The organism is Peteryoungia aggregata LMG 23059 (assembly GCF_030814435.1).
Lineage (GTDB): Bacteria > Pseudomonadota > Alphaproteobacteria > Rhizobiales > Rhizobiaceae > Allorhizobium > Allorhizobium aggregatum.
In genome coordinates this window covers 61,270-77,612 of the sequence record NZ_JAUSUW010000003.1, presented here as the reverse complement: position 1 = coordinate 77,612, position 16,343 = coordinate 61,270, and the positions used below count along the sequence as shown (strand labels likewise).

Annotated in this window: 18 protein-coding genes; 8 read left to right on the top strand and 10 right to left on the bottom strand. The window is 61.1% G+C overall.

What is annotated here, in order from left to right; all coding sequences use genetic code 11:
- The first annotated feature begins 134 nt into the window (after positions 1 to 134).
- The 4 genes from mutM to dnaA all read left to right on the top strand — a co-directional run bounded on the left by mutM (position 135) and on the right by dnaA (position 4,646).
- Positions 135 to 1,025, top strand: coding sequence for a bifunctional DNA-formamidopyrimidine glycosylase/DNA-(apurinic or apyrimidinic site) lyase (gene mutM, locus J2045_RS05525; RefSeq protein ID WP_307370280.1), 891 nt, complete (start codon positions 135 to 137; stop codon positions 1,023 to 1,025).
- A gap of 28 nt (positions 1,026 to 1,053) precedes the next feature.
- Positions 1,054 to 1,827, top strand: coding sequence for an enoyl-CoA hydratase (locus tag J2045_RS05520; protein ID WP_307370277.1), 774 nt, complete (start codon positions 1,054 to 1,056; stop codon positions 1,825 to 1,827).
- 189 nt (positions 1,828 to 2,016) lie between these two features.
- Positions 2,017 to 2,283 carry a 30S ribosomal protein S20 gene (rpsT, locus tag J2045_RS05515; RefSeq protein WP_006724980.1) on the top strand — a complete coding sequence of 89 codons (267 nt, stop codon included), beginning with the start codon at positions 2,017 to 2,019 and terminating at the stop codon, positions 2,281 to 2,283.
- An 812-nt stretch (positions 2,284 to 3,095) separates the two neighbouring features.
- Complete coding sequence (gene dnaA, locus J2045_RS05510; protein ID WP_166602482.1) at positions 3,096 to 4,646, top strand: chromosomal replication initiator protein DnaA; 1,551 nt, start codon at positions 3,096 to 3,098, stop codon at positions 4,644 to 4,646.
- Positions 4,647 to 4,725: 79 nt separating this feature from the next.
- Here dnaA and J2045_RS05505 read toward each other — a convergent pair whose 3' ends face one another.
- The 4 genes from J2045_RS05505 to rph are packed head-to-tail and all read right to left on the bottom strand — an operon-like array spanning position 4,726 to position 8,048.
- Entirely contained in the window at positions 4,726 to 5,463 is a 738-nt protein-coding gene (locus J2045_RS05505) for a class I SAM-dependent methyltransferase (protein WP_307370271.1), read from the bottom strand.
- A 14-nt stretch (positions 5,464 to 5,477) separates the two neighbouring features.
- Positions 5,478 to 6,659 carry a radical SAM family heme chaperone HemW gene (gene hemW, locus J2045_RS05500; RefSeq protein WP_307370268.1) on the bottom strand — a complete coding sequence of 394 codons (1,182 nt, stop codon included), beginning with the start codon at positions 6,657 to 6,659 and terminating at the stop codon, positions 5,478 to 5,480.
- Between the two features lie 4 nt (positions 6,660 to 6,663).
- A complete protein-coding gene (rdgB, locus tag J2045_RS05495) occupies positions 6,664 to 7,308 on the bottom strand; it encodes an RdgB/HAM1 family non-canonical purine NTP pyrophosphatase (protein ID WP_307370265.1) in 645 nt (214 codons plus the stop codon).
- A gap of 23 nt (positions 7,309 to 7,331) precedes the next feature.
- The gene (gene rph, locus J2045_RS05490; RefSeq protein ID WP_102020751.1) at positions 7,332 to 8,048 is read right to left on the bottom strand and encodes a ribonuclease PH; all 717 of its coding nucleotides are present in this window, start codon (positions 8,046 to 8,048) and stop codon (positions 7,332 to 7,334) included.
- A gap of 171 nt (positions 8,049 to 8,219) precedes the next feature.
- Between rph and hrcA the strand changes: the two genes are divergently transcribed.
- Together hrcA and grpE are read left to right on the top strand one after the other, a co-directional pair.
- Positions 8,220 to 9,308 (top strand): heat-inducible transcriptional repressor HrcA, encoded by a 1,089-nt coding sequence (gene hrcA / locus J2045_RS05485; RefSeq protein WP_307370263.1) that lies wholly within the window; start codon positions 8,220 to 8,222, stop codon positions 9,306 to 9,308.
- 102 nt (positions 9,309 to 9,410) lie between these two features.
- Positions 9,411 to 10,037 (top strand): nucleotide exchange factor GrpE, encoded by a 627-nt coding sequence (gene grpE / locus J2045_RS05480; RefSeq protein WP_307370261.1) that lies wholly within the window; start codon positions 9,411 to 9,413, stop codon positions 10,035 to 10,037.
- Positions 10,038 to 10,112: 75 nt separating this feature from the next.
- Here grpE and ptsN read toward each other — a convergent pair whose 3' ends face one another.
- The 6 genes from ptsN to J2045_RS05450 all read right to left on the bottom strand — a co-directional run bounded on the left by ptsN (position 10,113) and on the right by J2045_RS05450 (position 15,204).
- Positions 10,113 to 10,577: a PTS IIA-like nitrogen regulatory protein PtsN gene (gene ptsN / locus J2045_RS05475; RefSeq protein WP_102020754.1), complete on the bottom strand. Its 465-nt coding sequence runs from the start codon at positions 10,575 to 10,577 to the stop codon at positions 10,113 to 10,115.
- Between the two features lie 67 nt (positions 10,578 to 10,644).
- Positions 10,645 to 11,220 (bottom strand): ribosome hibernation-promoting factor, HPF/YfiA family, encoded by a 576-nt coding sequence (gene hpf / locus J2045_RS05470; RefSeq protein ID WP_166602488.1) that lies wholly within the window; start codon positions 11,218 to 11,220, stop codon positions 10,645 to 10,647.
- Between the two features lie 223 nt (positions 11,221 to 11,443).
- Positions 11,444 to 13,015 carry an RNA polymerase factor sigma-54 gene (rpoN, locus tag J2045_RS05465; RefSeq protein WP_307370257.1) on the bottom strand — a complete coding sequence of 524 codons (1,572 nt, stop codon included), beginning with the start codon at positions 13,013 to 13,015 and terminating at the stop codon, positions 11,444 to 11,446.
- A gap of 138 nt (positions 13,016 to 13,153) precedes the next feature.
- Entirely contained in the window at positions 13,154 to 13,900 is a 747-nt protein-coding gene (lptB, locus tag J2045_RS05460) for an LPS export ABC transporter ATP-binding protein (protein ID WP_166602545.1), read from the bottom strand.
- Positions 13,901 to 13,975: 75 nt separating this feature from the next.
- A complete protein-coding gene (locus J2045_RS05455; protein WP_307370255.1) occupies positions 13,976 to 14,524 on the bottom strand; it encodes an LptA/OstA family protein in 549 nt (182 codons plus the stop codon).
- On the bottom strand, positions 14,521 to 15,204 hold the full coding sequence (locus tag J2045_RS05450) for an LPS export ABC transporter periplasmic protein LptC (protein ID WP_307371125.1): 684 nt from the start codon (positions 15,202 to 15,204) through the stop codon (positions 14,521 to 14,523). The genes J2045_RS05455 and J2045_RS05450 overlap by 4 nt, the downstream gene beginning before the upstream one ends.
- 302 nt (positions 15,205 to 15,506) lie before the next feature.
- On the opposite strand from J2045_RS05450, the gene J2045_RS05445 reads away from it, so the two are divergent.
- Positions 15,507 to 15,809, top strand: a complete 303-nt coding sequence (locus J2045_RS05445) for an integration host factor subunit beta (RefSeq protein WP_054149157.1) — start codon at positions 15,507 to 15,509, stop codon at positions 15,807 to 15,809.
- 93 nt (positions 15,810 to 15,902) lie between these two features.
- Positions 15,903 to 16,247 carry a LapA family protein gene (locus J2045_RS05440; protein ID WP_307370235.1) on the top strand — a complete coding sequence of 115 codons (345 nt, stop codon included), beginning with the start codon at positions 15,903 to 15,905 and terminating at the stop codon, positions 16,245 to 16,247.
- Positions 16,248 to 16,343: the final 96 nt, after the last annotated feature.

Sequence of the window (16,343 nt, the reverse complement as noted above, 5' to 3'; positions counted from 1 at the left end):
TTCACTCCACATAACGGAAGGGTCGGCAGACCATAGCGAAAAGGCTTATCCCGCGCTATCTGCACTGGAAATGCCTTGGCTTCGCTGGTCTATAGACCTTTAAACAAGCGGTTCAAACAGAAAGATGGGCACAAATGCCGGAATTGCCAGAGGTTGAGACAGTCCGACGCGGTCTGGCGCCCGCCATGGAAGGGGCGAGATTGCAACGCCTGGAGCTCCGCCGCCCGGACCTGCGCTTCCCCCTGCCGCGCGATTTTGCCGCAAGGGTCGAAGGCCGAAGGATCCTGAGCTTGTCGCGTCGGGCGAAATACCTGCTCGTCGATTTCGAGGACGACCTGACTGTCATCGCCCATCTCGGCATGTCCGGCTCCTTCCGCATCGAGGCTGAGGAGGGGGCAAACCTGCCCGGCGTCTTCCATCACGAGCGCAGCAAGGACGAAAAGCACGACCATGTCGTCTTTCATTTGCATCGCCCGGAAAGTGCCGTCCGCGTCGTCTATAATGACCCGCGCCGTTTCGGCTTCATGGAGCTGATGGCGCGCTCCGAACTCGACACCTATGCCGCCTTTCGCGATCTCGGCCCCGAGCCGGTGGGCAACATCCTCTCCGCCGACTACCTGGCGACCCGTTTCGCCGGCCGCAGCCAGCCTCTGAAAGGCGCCCTGCTCGATCAGAAGGTGATTGCGGGCCTCGGCAATATCTATGTCTGCGAAGCGCTCTGGCGGTCGCATTTGTCGCCCACCCGTAAGGTCTCCACCTTGGTAACGCCAAAGGGCAAGCCGAAGGCGGAACTTGCATTGCTGACCCAGTCGATCCGCGAGGTCATCGCAGACGCGATCCAGGCGGGCGGCTCGTCGCTGCGGGACCATATCCAGGCCGACGGTACGCTGGGTTACTTCCAGCACTCCTTTCGGGCCTATGACCGCGAGGGCGAACCCTGCCTCACAGATGGTTGCGGGGGTACCGTCGAAAGGATAGTTCAATCCGGCCGATCGACATTCTATTGTCGCCACTGCCAGAAATAGGGCCCCAGGGCCGCTTGAGGAGGAAATCATGGCCTTTGAAACCCTGCTGATCGAACGCCGCGATCGTGTGGCGCTTGTCACGCTGAACCGCCCGCAGGCGCTGAATGCCCTGAACTCGACCGTCATGCGGGAATTGAGCCGTCTCCTCGCCGAGCTGCAGGCCGATGCTGGTATTGGTGCCGTCGTGCTCACCGGCTCGGAAAAGGCCTTTGCTGCCGGCGCCGACATCAAGGAAATGCAGTCGCTCGATTTCGTCGACGCCTATACCGGTGACTTCATCGGCGGCTGGGACGAGATCGCCGGCTTCCGCAAGCCCTTCATTGCCGCCGTCTCCGGTTTCGCGCTTGGCGGTGGCTGTGAGCTCGCCATGATGTGCGATTTCATCATCGCCTCGAAGACGGCAAAGTTCGGCCAGCCCGAGATCACGCTGGGCATCATGCCCGGCATGGGCGGTTCGCAGCGCCTGACCCGCGCCGTCGGCAAGGCCAAGGCCATGGATCTCTGCCTCACCGGCCGCATGATGGATGCGACTGAGGCCGAGAGCGCGGGCCTCGTGGCGCGGGTCGTCGAGCCGGAACGTCTGATGGACGAGGCGCTGGAAGCCGCGACCAAGATCGCCTCTTTCTCATTGCCGGCAACGATGATGGCCAAGGAAGCCGTCAGCCGGGCCTTTGAGCAGACCCTTGGCGAAGGATTGCGTTTCGAGCGGCGGCTGTTCCACTCGCTCTTCGCGACCGAGGACCAGAAGGAAGGCATGGCTGCATTCGTCGAGAAGCGGAAGCCTGCGTTCAAGAACAGATAAGCGCGAGTGGGGGAAGGATTCCTTCAGAATCCGCGTTGACGCATACGCGCTTTCCCGCTATATGCCCGCCCACGGTTGGGAAAAGCCTTTGCGCTTTCCCATGAAACAGCTCCCCAAGTGCTGGTATGGCAGGTCGCAACGACCCGACGCGGCGATGGTGGGCTTTGGTTTGAATTCGAGAGAGGCATCATGGCCAACACAACTTCGGCGAAGAAGGCGACCCGCAAGATCGCTGCCCGTACTGCAGTCAACAAGGCTCGTCGTTCGCGGGTCCGCGGTTTCATCCGCAAGGTCGAAGAAGCAATCGCTTCCGGCGACGCAGCAGTCGCCAAGGACGCCCTCCAGGCAGCCCAGCCGGAGATCCAGCGCGCCGCCACCAAGGGCGTGGTTCACGCCAACACGGCATCGCGCAAGATCTCGCGTCTCGCCGCTCGTGTGAAGGCCCTGGCCGTCTAATTTTAGACACCTTTATGACATTTTTCGAAGAGCCTGGCGGTCTGCCGGGCTTTTTGCCGTTTCGCTGTCAAGTTACCTGAAAATGATGTTTTAGGGTTTTCTGCTGCAGCGCATCGTGTCATTGGCGTGACACAAATTATATAGCAAAATCAATTGCTTGGTCGAGGTGCCCGAGTCCGGCAACACTTTACCTTGGGGCAAGTTGGCAGCCTTGCGAGTCAAGAGAATTTTTATTTTTTCGCTTTGCAGAAGGTCCATTTTGTACCTGTTTGGGAATCTCGTTGATTCAAAAGCGATTCTTTTCCGACCGAATGTGACGCAAAAATGAAGTACGAAGAGTCAATGCCCACAGCTCCCCATCGAGGAAAAATCGGTGTTGATCTTGGCTTTTGATCCTGCCTTAATGATCTCCAGCAAGGGGCGCGGGAATGACCCGCCGAGACCACCTGAAGGGCAGTAATGCTTGGGGGGAGCGGTGCTCTCTTGCAGGAGCGGGATGTTTCCATCTCGTTTTCTCATAAAGCAATCGGCATTGCATCGGAAACTTGGCTGTTTCCGCGTGGTGGCGGTTTTTCGCCTCGCTAGGCCCTTGGGTCTGCGAGGATAAATGGATCGGCATTACGAGGATGCCTTTCCGAGACTAAGGACGCCGCGACCTGGAGGGGGCTGCGGTATGGCTGTGGGCACCTTTTGGCTGAGGTGTCGTCGGTCAGTTCGGGGACGGCCGGTCCGGATGGATCGGCGAGAGATGAAGCGGCTGTCGGACGACCAAAGGACGCCCGGCACCTGGAATGAATTTGGAAGGCGGCAAAATGCATATGAACTCTATGACGGCCGGTGCGTTGGCGAACGGGGACAATGCACATTCGGCGCTCGGCGCCGCGTGCTCCGAAGGAGCAGGAGAGAATGCCGATATGAAGCATAACGATCTCTTTGACCGCTTCAGCAAGCGACTGAAGGCCCAGGTCGGGGTCGACGTATACCAGAGCTGGTTTGGACGCCTGAAGCTCCATTCCGCATCGAAGAGCGTGGTGCGCCTGACCGTACCCACCACCTTTCTGAAGTCGTGGATCAACAATCGATACCTCGATCTCATCACCTCGATCTTCCAGGCCGAGGATCCGTCGATCCTCAAGGTCGAGATCATGGTGCGCAGCGCGAGCCGCAGCACCCGTGGTCCTCAGGCAGAAGATCGCCCGGTAGGCAACGAGACGGTACAGCCATCGACGGCCCGCAAGTCAGGCCCTCAGTCGATCGGGCAGATCGCTGCGGCGCAGACCCCGTCGGCGAGCCCATCCGTGCGCAGCCAGAGCGGTCCGCTCTTCGGCTCTCCGCTGGATAGCCGCTACACATTTGACGGCTTCGTCGAAGGCGCATCGAACCGCGTGGCACTCGCGGCAGCAAAGACGATTGCGGAGGCCGGCGCTGGTGCCGTGCGCTTCAACCCGCTCTTCATCCATTCCTCGGTTGGTCTCGGCAAGACGCACCTGCTGCAGGCGATCGCCAATGCTGCGGTCCACAGCCCGCGCCAGCCGCGCGTCGTGTATCTGACAGCGGAATACTTCATGTGGCGTTTCGCAACCGCGATCCGTGACAATGATGCCCTGACGCTGAAGGACTCGCTGCGCAACATCGATCTCTTGATCATCGACGACATGCAGTTCCTGCAGGGCAAGATGATCCAGCACGAATTCTGTCACCTGCTCAACATGCTGCTCGACAGCGCCAAGCAGGTAGTCGTCGCAGCTGACCGGGCACCTTGGGAGCTGGAATCGCTTGATCCGCGCGTCCGTTCGCGTCTGCAGGGTGGTGTTGCCATCGAGATGGAAGCGCCTGACTACGACATGCGTCTCGACATGATGAAGTCGCGCCTGGATGTCGCCCGCAAGGACGATCCGGCGATCGATATCCCCTCCGAGATCCTGGAGCATGTCGCCCGCAACATCACCAGCAGCGGCCGTGATCTGGAAGGCGCCTTCAACCAGCTTCTCTTCCGTCGCTCCTTCGAGCCGAACCTGTCGATCGAACGAGTCGATGAACTGCTCGCCCACCTCGTTGGTGCCGGTGACCAGAAGCGCGTCCGCATTGAAGACATCCAGCGGGTCGTGGCACGCCACTACAACGTCTCGCGCCAGGAACTGGTGTCGAACCGTCGTACGCGCGTCATCGTCAAGCCGCGCCAGATCGCCATGTATCTGTCGAAGACGCTCACCCCGCGCTCCTTCCCGGAGATCGGCCGTCGCTTCGGCGGTCGTGACCACACGACGGTGCTGCATGCCGTCCGCAAGATCGAAGAGCTGATCTCGGCCGATCAGAAGCTGTCGCAGGAAATCGAATTGCTGCGCCGTCTGATCAACGAGTAAGCGATCAGTCGCAGAGATATAGGCCACCGCGATCCCTGAATATGGGTTCGCGGTGGCTTTTTCGTATCCGGATATGGGTTCAGGCGTGGGCGATCGCGATGATTTCGGGGCTGGTTTCCGAATAGGGTGTTCCATCCCACCAGCCGAGAAGCTCGACCTCGCCAAATCCCGCTGCGGAGAGCAGGCCCCGGATGGTTTCTACCGGCGCAAAACGTAGTCGGCTCTCGCTGACCAGGGTCTCGCCCGTGGCTTCGATCGTGAACACCGCATCGAAGGTCACGTGTTCACCCTCGACATCCTTGATCTGGTAATAGACGTCGACCGTCCCGATGCCGTCCACGACCCGCTGTTCGCGTGTCTTCTCCCGCGTCCAGTCTTGCCAGGCTTTGTCTTGCGGATTGCGGCTTTCAAGGATCAGCCTGCCGCCCGGCACCATGTGCTGGTGAATGTTGCGCAAGGCGGCAAGCGTCCCGACATCGTCGAGAAAGACCTGGAAGACGTGACCCGTCATGATGGCAAGATCGAAGCGATCTGGCAGTGAGAACTCGGCAGCCGGGGCCCGAACCCAGTCCACCCGGCCTTCCGAGTCTTTCATCCGCGCGACCTGCAGCATGCCGTCTGCCGGATCGACGCCGGTCACAGTGTGACCGCGGTTTGCCAGACGCAGCGTCACCGATCCCGTGCCACATCCGATGTCGAGCACGCGGCAGGGAGTTTGGGCGAAATTTTCGTAGAAATCGCCGTCTTCGCCATGATGATTGAAGGCGTCATAGAGGCGGGCCATGTCGAAGCGGGCAAAGGCTGGATCGACCGGCATCGTCTCTCACTCCCTCAGCAGGCGAGATCGGCGACGACGGCGTCGAGGATCAGCATGCCGGGCGGCGTGCAGCGCAGCCGCGAATTGCCGAGCCGCTCGATGAAGCCCTGTTCCAGCAGGAACTGCTCCTTGTCCGGATCGGGATCGCGACCGGAAAGCTGCTGCCAGCGGGCGAGATCGACCCCTTCGCGCAGCCGAAGCCCCATCAGCAGGAGTTCGTCGGCCTGGGCCTCGTGATCGAGCTCTTCGCGCTCGATGATGCCATGCCCGTTCTGCTCGACGGCAGAAAGCCAGGTCTCGGGATGTCGTTCAGCGACTGTTGCGATCTTCGTCCGCCCCTGCGTCAGCCGTCCATGCGCGCCGGGTCCGATGCCGGCATAATCGCCGTAGCGCCAATAGGTGAGGTTATGCCGGCTCTCCGCACCCGGGCGGGCGTGGTTGGAAACCTCATAGGCCGGAAGCCCCTCGCGGGCGGTAATCTCCTGCGTCGCCTCGTAAAGCGTCGCCGCATGCTCATCGTCAGGCACGATCAGCTTGCCGGCCTTGTGCAGGCCGTAGAAGGCCGTGCCCTCCTCGATCGTCAACTGGTAGAGCGATAGATGATCGACCGCATAGGAGATCGCTTCCTTCAGCTCACGCTCCCAGGCCTCGACCGTCTGGTTCGGGCGGGCGTAGATCAGGTCGAAGGACATGCGCGGAAAGATCTCGCGCGCCAGCTTGATGGCTTTCAGCGCATCCGCGACGTCATGCAGGCGTCCAAGGAAGCGCAGGTCCGGATCGTTCAGCGCCTGCACACCGAGCGACACGCGGTTCACGCCAGCCGCCCGGTAGCCGTGGAAGCGGGTCGCCTCGACGCTTGAAGGGTTCGCCTCCATGGTGATCTCGATGCCATCGGGCATATGCCAGTTGGCCGCGATCCCGTCGAGGATCGCCCCGACCGTCGAGGGATCCATCAGCGAGGGCGTGCCGCCGCCCATGAAGACGCTGGTGACCGTCTTCGGACCGGACAGCGCGCGCACGGCCTTGAGCTCGGCGAGGAAAGCCGCAACGAAACGCGCCTGATCCACCGGCTGGTGCCGCACATGGCTGTTGAAGTCGCAGTAGGGGCATTTGGCCGCGCAGAAGGGCCAATGCACATAAACGCCGAAGCCGGGTTCTCCCGTGTCGGGCAGTAGCGTGAAGGACCGATCGGTCAAAGCCTCAGGCCTCCAGGCAGGTTTCGACGAAGAGCTTGAAGGCCCGCGCACGATGCGAAAGGGCCGCCGCATCGCCCGGCTTCCAGCCATGCTTCTCGTCTGCCGTCATCTCGCCAAAGGTGCGCTCATGCCCCTCCGGCTGGAAGATCGGGTCGTAGCCGAAACCGGCTGACCCACGCGGCGGCCAGGCAACGGTGCCCTCGACCTCGCCCCGGAAGAATTCCGTATGACCATCAGGCCAGGCCAGACAGAGCACGCTGACGAAGCGGCAGGTGCGCTGCGAAGCCGCAGTGACCCCGCGCTCCTGCAAGGCCTTCTCGACCTTCTCCATGGCCATCGGGAAGTCGCGGCTGCCATCCTCGCGCTCGGCCCAGTTCGCCGTGTAGACGCCGGGCGCGCCGTCGAGCGCGTCGATGACAAGGCCGCTATCGTCGGAGAGGGCAGGCAGGCCCGACGCCTTGGCCGAAGCCAGCGCCTTGATCGCGGCATTTTCTTCGAAGGTCGTGCCGGTTTCATCGGGCTCAACGAAGTTCAGATCCTTCGCCGACTTGGCTGAAAAGCCGAAGGGGCCGATCAGATCGGCGATCTCGGCGATCTTGCCGGCATTGTGGCTGGCAACGACGATGGTGCGGGTGTCGAGTGTGCGCATGGATGCCTCTCCGGCCTTTCGTCTCAGCCGATCGCCTGCTTCTGCAGCGCGACCAGTTCGTCGATGCCGTTCCGCGCCAGACCAAGCAGCGTCAGGAACTCGTCCTGGCTGAACGGCTTGCCTTCGGCCGTGCCCTGGATTTCGACGATGCCGCCGGAACCGGTCATAACGAAGTTTGCATCGGTCTCAGCCGCAGAGTCCTCCAGGTAATCCAGGTCGATCACCGGCTGGCTGGCGAAGATCCCGCAGGAAACGGCCGCGATATGGTCCTTCAGGACCTTCTCGACCTTGATCATGCTGCGGGTTTCCATCCACTTCAGGCAGTCATGCAGGGCAATGAAGGCGCCCGTGATCGCCGCAGTCCGCGTGCCGCCATCCGCCTGGATGACGTCGCAGTCGATCGAGATCTGCCGCTCGCCGAGCGCTTCCAGGTCGACGATGGCGCGCAGCGAGCGACCGATCAACCGCTGGATTTCCTGCGTGCGACCGCTCTGCTTGCCGGACGATGCCTCGCGGCGCATGCGCTCGCCGGTGGCACGCGGCAGCATGCCGTATTCGGCCGTCACCCAGCCCTTGCCGGAATTGCGCAGCCATGGCGGCGTCTTTTCTTCAAGGCTCGCGGTGCACAGCACATGCGTATCGCCGAACTTCACCAGGCAGGAGCCTTCCGCATGCTTGGAAAAATTGCGCTCGAACGAAACCTTGCGCATTTGGTCGGTTTTTCTGCCGGATGGCCGCATCGTAATCTCCTGGGTTGTCTGTTGCCTTCTAAGGAGGCAGGCCGCCATTTGCAAAGAAAAACCATGCTGCAGCGTCGAGAGGCACCAAGACCTGGAATTACCGCTTGGTCATCCATCGCACAGTGACTATATTTCCAGCATGAAACATCTGAGATCCTGTCCGCTGCGCCAATGGCATCACTGAAGACAACCGTCGCAGACGTTTCCGCGTCCCTGGACGACCGCTCCAGGGAGGTGTTTCGTCGGATCGTCGAGACCTATCTCGATTCCGGTGATCCCCTTGGCTCGCGCAACCTGTCGCGCCTTCTCCCGATGTCGCTGTCGCCCGCCTCCGTGCGCAACGTGATGAGCGATCTCGAAGACCTCGGCCTTATCTACGCCCCGCATGTCAGTGCCGGACGGCTACCGACGCAAGCCGGGCTCCGCTTCTTCGTCGATGCCTTCATGCAGATCGGCGATCTCTCGGACGGCGAACGCGACGAGATCGAGCGCCAGATCCGCCCGACAAGCGCGGACCAGCCGATGGAGGCGATGCTGACCGAAGCGAGCCGTATGCTCTCCGGCCTGTCGCGGGGTGCCGGTCTCGTCATCTCGTCCAAGAATGATCCGGTCCTCAAGCATGTCGAATTCATCCGGCTGGAGCCGACCAAGGCGCTCGCCGTTCTGGTTGGCGAACACAACCAGATCGAAAACCGCATCATTGATCTGCCGGCCGGTGTCACCGCCTCCCAGCTGACGGAAGCGGCGAATTTCCTGAACGCCAATCTCGCCGGCCAGACGATGCGGGAATTGCGGAGCCAGATCGAGAAGCTCAAGACACAGGTCGCGAGCGAACTCGATACACTGTCGCAGGATCTCGTCGAGCGCGGGCTCGCGGTCTGGTCGGGCGAAGTCGCGGAAAAGCAGCCGGCCCGCCTGATCGTTCGCGGCCGCGCCAATCTTCTCGAAGGCCTGGCGGGTTCCGATGACATCGATCGTCTTCGTCTGCTTTTCGATGACCTGGAGCGCAAGGAAAGCCTGATCGAGATCCTCGACCTCGCCGAAAGCGGGCCAGGGGTACGGATCTTCATCGGCTCGGAAAACAAGCTTTTCTCGCTCTCAGGCTCGTCCCTGATCGTTGCTCCTTATCGAGACGGCGAAGACCGGATCGTCGGCGCGGTGGGCGTCATCGGCCCCACGCGGCTCAACTATTCGCGCATCGTGCCCATGGTCGACTACACGGCGCAGCTGATGGCCAGGCTCTCGCGCGGCAGTCGTTAGGCGGATTTGCCGCCAACCCTTGATTTTTTCACACCAAACCCTGATATCGGGCACGAATTCGACACCGAGAGTTCGAACACCTAAAACCATTCGGAGAACGTCATGACCGAAGAAACCAACAAGAACGGACCTGACGCGGCCGCCCATGAGGCGCACGCAACCGAAGCGGCTGAACAGCAGGCTGCAGGCGAAGGAGAGGGCACGTCGGAACGACAGGTCGACCCCGTCGAAGCCTTGAAGGCCGAGAATGCCGATCTGCGCGATCGCTTCCTGCGTCTCGCCGCCGAGATGGACAATCTGCGCCGGCGCACGGATCGTGAAGTCAAGGATGCCAAGTCCTATGCCGTGACCGGCTTCGCCCGCGACATGCTGTCGGTTTCCGACAATCTGCGCCGCGCCATCGAAACCTTGCCGGAAGACGCCCGCGCCTCTGCCGATGCCACGATGACGGCATTGATCGAGGGCGTGGAAATGACCGAACGCGGCATGCTGGCAACGCTGGAACGCCATGGTGTGCGCAAGATCGAGGCAGAAGGCCAGAAGTTCGATCCGAACTTCCATCAGGCCATGTTTGAGGTGCCAAACCCGAACGTCCCGAACAACACGGTCGTTCAGGTCGTCCAGGCGGGCTATGCCATCGGTGAACGCGTCCTTCGTCCGGCCATGGTCGGCGTCGCCAAGGGTGGCCCGAAGACAGAGGCTGCAACCGAGGATGCCGCCAAGGCGTGATTTGCCGTGAACCGTCGTGAATGAAAAAAGCGCCCGTCGGGCGCTTTTTTGTTGGCTTCTTTCAGGCTGTAGCCGTCAGGCGGCGTTCGAAGCCTGTTCCTCGTTGAGGAAGGTGTAGATCGCCGACGCCGATTCGGTCGCGCGCAGCTTGGCCACGAGATCGTGGTCGCGCAGCACGCGTGCAATCCGCGACAGAGCTTTCAGATGGTCAGCGCCTGCACCTTCTGGCGCCAGCAGCAGGAAGACGAGATCGACCGGCTGGTCGTCCAGGGCCTCGAAGTCCACGGGCGTTTCCAGGCGGGCAAATATGCCGGTGATCTTGCTGATTTTGTTGAGCTTGCCATGCGGGATGGCTATGCCGTTACCCACGCCGGTCGAGCCAAGACGCTCGCGCTGCAGGATCACGTCGAAGATTTCCCGTTCCGGAATGTCGGTGAGCTTGGAGGCTTTGGCCGCAAGTTCCTGAAGCAGCTGCTTCTTGGAGTTCACCCGGAGGGCCGGTACGACAGCATCCTGCTGCAGCAAATCTGCCAATGCCATATCAATGTCCTTCATGCCTCGGATCGAGGAACGGGCGACTGCAGTGCGCAGTCGCCCAAGCCGATCTTCAGCCTTTGATGTTGGCGGAATCGATCCACCCGATATTACCGTCATTCCGACGATAAACGATATTCAATTGTTCTTTTCCCGGGCTTCTGAACAGGAGAACGGGTTCGTCGGTCATGTCGAGCGCCATGACGGCAGATGCTACGGACATGGTTCGAAGCTGCTTGGTGCTTTCAGCCACGATCGTCGGAGCGTAGTCGTCCGGCACTTCGTCATTTTCTTCTGCCAGAGAATCCATGACCGTGTAGGCGACCTCGATCGAGGGGTTCGCAGCTTCACCGGCGTGATGATCCTTCAGCTTGCGCTTGTAGCGACGCAGACGCTTTTCGACGCGCTCGAAGGCGGTGTCGAAAGCCACCTGCGGATCATTCGCTTCCCCTGCGGCATGCAGGTTGGCCCCGGTATCCAGATGCACCAGGCAATCAGCGGAATATCGCGACTGGGATTTCGCGACGACCACCTGCCCGGAATACCCTCCGTCGAAGTATTTGGTAACCGCATCCTGGATTCGATCCTCGATCCGTTTCCGGAACGTTTCACCGATTTCCATCTGCTTGCCGGATACACGCACACTCATGGAGTTTCCCTTCTTATGATTGGTTGCGTATCCATTTTACGCCAAGCGACGTCCGCGTCCAAGCCTTTCGAGCGGTTCGGTCAGTCTGTGCCTTCATTTGTCGGGCGTAGTCGAGGGATCCGGCCCTCGGTCAACAGTGTGCGCTGTCGATTGCGGCGCGCTTCTAGCCGCCCTCAGTGAAAGAGTCAATCTCCCGTTAATCTTTGCGGCAAAAAGGCGCCGGTCAGAGGGCCGTGACCTTGGCCATGGCGCGCTTCTCCCTGCGCCTCTGAACAGAGGAGGGGATGTTCATCGCCTCCCGGTACTTGGCAACCGTGCGGCGGGCAAGGTCGACACCGCCACTCTTGAGCTGGTCGACGATATCGTCATCGGAAAGCACGGCCTCCGGACTCTCCTTCTCGATCAGTACGCGGATCCTGTGGCGCACGGCTTCGGCCGAGTGGCTGTCTCCGCCTTCCGCCGATGCGATGGAAACGCTGAAGAAGTACTTGAGCTCGAAGAGTCCCCGCGGCGTCATCATGTACTTGTTCGTGGTGACGCGGCTGACGGTCGATTCGTGCATCTTGATCGCATCAGCCACCGTCTTGAGGTTGAGCGGGCGCAGATGGTCCACGCCGTGATCCAGGAAGGCGGACTGCTGGCGCACGATTTCTGCGGCCACCTTGGTAATCGTCTTCGCCCGCTGGTCGAGGCTGCGGGTCAGCCAGTTGGCGTTCTGCAGGCATTCCGACATGAAGGCCTGGTCGGGTGCATCCTTCGCGGCGCCTGGCCGTCCGACAGCGACCATGTAGCTGTGGTTCACCAGGACCCGCGGGAGGGCATCCGGGTTGAGTTCGACCCGCCAGCCGCCGATCCCGTCTGGTCTGACGACGATATCGGGCGTGACGGATTCGCTTGCCTCGTGTTCGAACGTGCTGCCTGGCTTTGGGTTGAGCTTGCGGATCTCCGACAGCATGTCGAGCAGGTCTTCCTCGTCGACACCGCAGATCTTCTTGAGTGTCGCGAAGTCCCGTTTTGCCAGGAGTTCGAGATTGTCGACGAGCACGGCCATCGCCGGGTCGCAACGATCGCGCTGGCGCAGCTGGATCGCCAGGCATTCGCTGAGGGTCCGGGCAAAGACTCCGGCCGGTTCCAGCGTTTGCAGTGTTTGAATGACGCCCTCGATATGTGCGGGCGCAAGGCCCAGACGAGCGGCGATGTCATCGAGATCAGCGCGCAGATAGCCCGCCTCATCCAGATGATCCACCAGTACGGAGGCCAGAAGCTGATCGGAGGCCGAGGTCAGTGCGAAGGGAATCTGCTGGTTCAGGTGGTCGCGCAGGCTGATCTGTCCGGCAACGAAATCGTCGAGATCGAAGCCTTCGCTGCCTTCGCCGCCATGCCCCGGCATCGACTTCCACTGGCCTAGCAGTTCCGGCGCGTCAGGGCGCTGGGCGGAGCCCTCATCGGCGAAGGCGCTGTCGAAATTGGTGTCGAGCCGGTCGTTCAGTCGCTCGCTGCCGTCCTTCTCGTACCAGTCGCTCTCAAGCGAGGGCGTGTTTGTGAGTTCTTCCGCTCCATTGTTGGAGTCCGGTTGCCCGCTGTCGCCCGACGAACTGGACTCTTCGCCGAGCCCGCCGCTCAAATCGCCATCATCTGCCGCCATTTCAAGCAGGGGATTCCGCTCGACTTCCTGTGCGATGAACTGCATCAGTTCGAGATGGGTCATCTGCAGCAGCTGAATCGACTGCATCAGCTGGGGTGTCATCACCAGAGACTGGCTTTGCCGCAGGAATAGGTTGGCGGATAAGGCCATGACGGACGCTCGACTCCCCTACATTCCCCTCATTCTCGCCGTTGATGGCGAGAAAATCCACTTGGCCCAAAAATTGCTTTTTATTTTACTTTGGTCAAGCCACGGGAGAGGGCGGGGCGGCGTTTTCTTCGTCGCCGCTCAGAGGCTGAACTTGTCGCCCAGATAGAGGCGGCGGACATCGGCATTGTTGACGATGTCGTTGGCGCGGCCATGGGTCAGCACTTCGCCGGCATGGATAATGTAGGCCCGGTCGATGAGACCAAGCGTTTCGCGCACATTGTGATCGGTGATGAGAACGCCGATGCCACGCGCCGTCAAGTGGCGCACGAGGTTCTGGATGTCGGAGACCGAGATCGGGTCTACGCCCGCGAAGGGTTCGTCGAGCAGCATGAAGGTGGGGTCGGTCGCCAGCGCGCGGGCGATTTCGAGGCGGCGTCGTTCGCCGCCGGACAAGGCAACGGCTGGAGACTTACGGAGTTTCTCGATGTGAAACTCGGCCAGCAGTTCGTCGAGCTTGGCTTCCCGCTGGCGCCTGTCGGAGACATGCACTTCAAGCACGGCGCGGATGTTCTCTTCAACAGTCAGGCCGCGAAAGATCGAGGCTTCCTGTGGCAGGTAGCCCACGCCGAGGCGAGCCCTCCGATACATCGGCATCGACGTGACGTCGTTGCCATTGATTGAGATCGTGCCGGCATCGACCGGAACGAGGCCTGTGATCATGTAGAAGCATGTCGTTTTGCCGGCGCCGTTGGGGCCGAGCAGTCCGACAGCTTCGCCCCGACGCACCACGAGCGATGCCCCGTTGACCACCCGGCGTGAATTGTAGGTTTTCGTCAGTCCATGGGCGATCAGCGTACCGTCATAACGCGACTTGTCGCCGGGCAGACCGGCTGGTGTCGCGGCCTTGTTGGCCTGCTTCGTCCTGGAGAGGAAGGGAATCTGCACGTTCACGCCGATCTGTCAGTTCTTCTGGGACTTCGGATCGAGCTGGATCTTCACGCGGCCTCCACAGCTGTCGAGCTTGGCCTGTCCGGATGCCATCTGGACGGTCAGCTTGCAGCCAACGAACACGTTCTGCCCCTCGGACAGCACGACGCGCTCGCCCTCAAGGACGAAGAGCTGCTTCGCCATATCGAAATACCCCTTGTCGGCGGTCGCCTGCTGCGTGCCGGACGAGAGGAACACCTTCTGGGCCACGTCGATCTTCTCGATATCGGCATTGCCCTGCGTCACGGTCGAACCTTCGCCGCGATAATGCACGACCATGCTGCCGGCCTGCAGTGTCGTCGTTCCCTGAACGACCTTCACATTGCCCGAGAAGAAGGCCTTCTTCTCCTGTTCGCGAATTTCCAGCTGGTCGCTCTCGATCTGGATCGGTTGATCGTTCGACAGCTTCAAGCCGTTCATCTGGCTGCTGGTCGTCTGCGCCGATGCGGTGGAGGCCAGCACGCTTGCCGAAACGAACAGGAAGCCAGCGAGGATGGACTTGGTGGAGGGGTGATAAATCATGGCTGGACGGCTTCCATAGACCGATTGCTGCGGAGGGCGGACGGCTCGATGTTCAACTTGACGGCGCCCGCAAATATCATTGTTCGCCCCTTATCCTTCATCTCGAGCGAGTTCGCAACAATCGAGGCGCCTTTGGTCTGGATGGCCACCGGGTCTTCGGTCTTCATCGTGCCGCCGCTGATGTCTAGGCGCGCCGAACCGAACTGCGCATCAATGCCGCTGCTCAGGTTCAGCGTGAACGGCTGGTCGAGGTTGAGGAAGTTGGCACTCCGGTCGAAAATGCCGCTGGTCGCCACCACGCGGGCGATCACCTTGTCGCTGACGGGTACGGCGGCGGCGATTGTTTCCAGTGTGATCATGTTGGGGTTCTTGATGTCCTGCAAAGCCCGCTCGGCACGCATGGAATAACGAACGCCATCCGAATTGCGACCGGAGATGGCCGGCTTTTCCATGACGACCTTGCCGTCCTCGATCTTGGCGGACTCAATCTGCAATTCGTCGGGCATCAGGCTGCGAGCCACCGAAACCGCGATGAACGCAAGCGTAACCAGCAGCGCCGCGAGCGGCAGAAGGATCCGCAGCCGCCGCACCCGCCGGGAATGGCTGACCGCCCGCAGATAGGCCTCCGCACCGGATCGGTGTCCGGCGGTCGACAGGCCCTCATGTGTTGATTGCAGCATCCTCGGAACCCGGTTGTCGGGGCGTGCGGGCACAAGCCTGTCCGCCATTATCGTCGTTTCGCATGTCTATTGGTTGTTGCCAATATGGATAGTGGCGGCCCTGTTACAAGAACCATGCCAGATTCACCCTGGAGTGTCTGATCGGAGGAAGTGAGGCCTGACCGATCACGATTCCGCGTGTGATGCACGTCATAGCTCTCGCAAAGCCGTCAATTTATGGTTAAGTTGTTCCTTGACTGAGCTTTTTTGCTTTGGCACCTTTGTCAGCACTCACGTCACATTAGAAAATTCAGGGGGTCCGCGTGATAAAGTCGGAATTGGTGCAGATCGTCGCGGCCCGTAATCCGCATCTCTATCACCGGGATGTCGAAAATATCGTAAATGCAGTCCTGGACGAGATCACCGACGCGCTGGCAGCCGGCAATCGTGTGGAACTGCGCGGCTTCGGCGCCTTTTCGGTCAAGAATCGCCCCTCCCGCTCGGGACGCAACCCGCGCACCGGCGAGACTGTTTTCGTCGAGGAGAAATGGGTCCCCTTCTTCAAGACCGGCAAGGAGCTGCGCGAGCGTCTGAACCCCGGCATGGGCGACGAAGACGACGAATAAGCGCATTTCGCGTTGAAAATTCCGCCTCTGTCCTTAACTTGAACCTCTGAGAGGTCCCGGCAGGGGGCTGAAAGAGATCAGGGAGTTGTCGAGATGGTCCGGAAAGTCGTGAGCCTCGTGGTGTTCCTTCCGCTCGGAGTGCTTCTGGTCGTTCTGGCCGTTGCCAACCGTGCCTCGGTCAATCTGGCCCTCAACCCGTTCAATCCGGCAGATCAGGCGCTGTCCGTTTCCGCGCCCCTCTTTGTCTTCCTGATCGTCGCCGTCATGCTCGGCGTCCTTCTCGGCGCCACGGTCACCTGGTTCACTCAAGGCAAACACCGCAAGAAGGCCCGGAGCCAGTCGCGCATGGCCCAGCAGTGGCAGGCCGAGGCCGACCGGCAGAAGACGCGGGCCGAAGAGATTGCCGGCTCGACCCTTCCCCAGCTCGGTGCCCGCTAAGCCCCGGCAAACCTGAGCGACGGACGCTCGCGGCAAATTTCCTTTCCGCGCCGGGCCGGCAATGCTAAGGGCTGGCCGAGACGAACACGACCCACG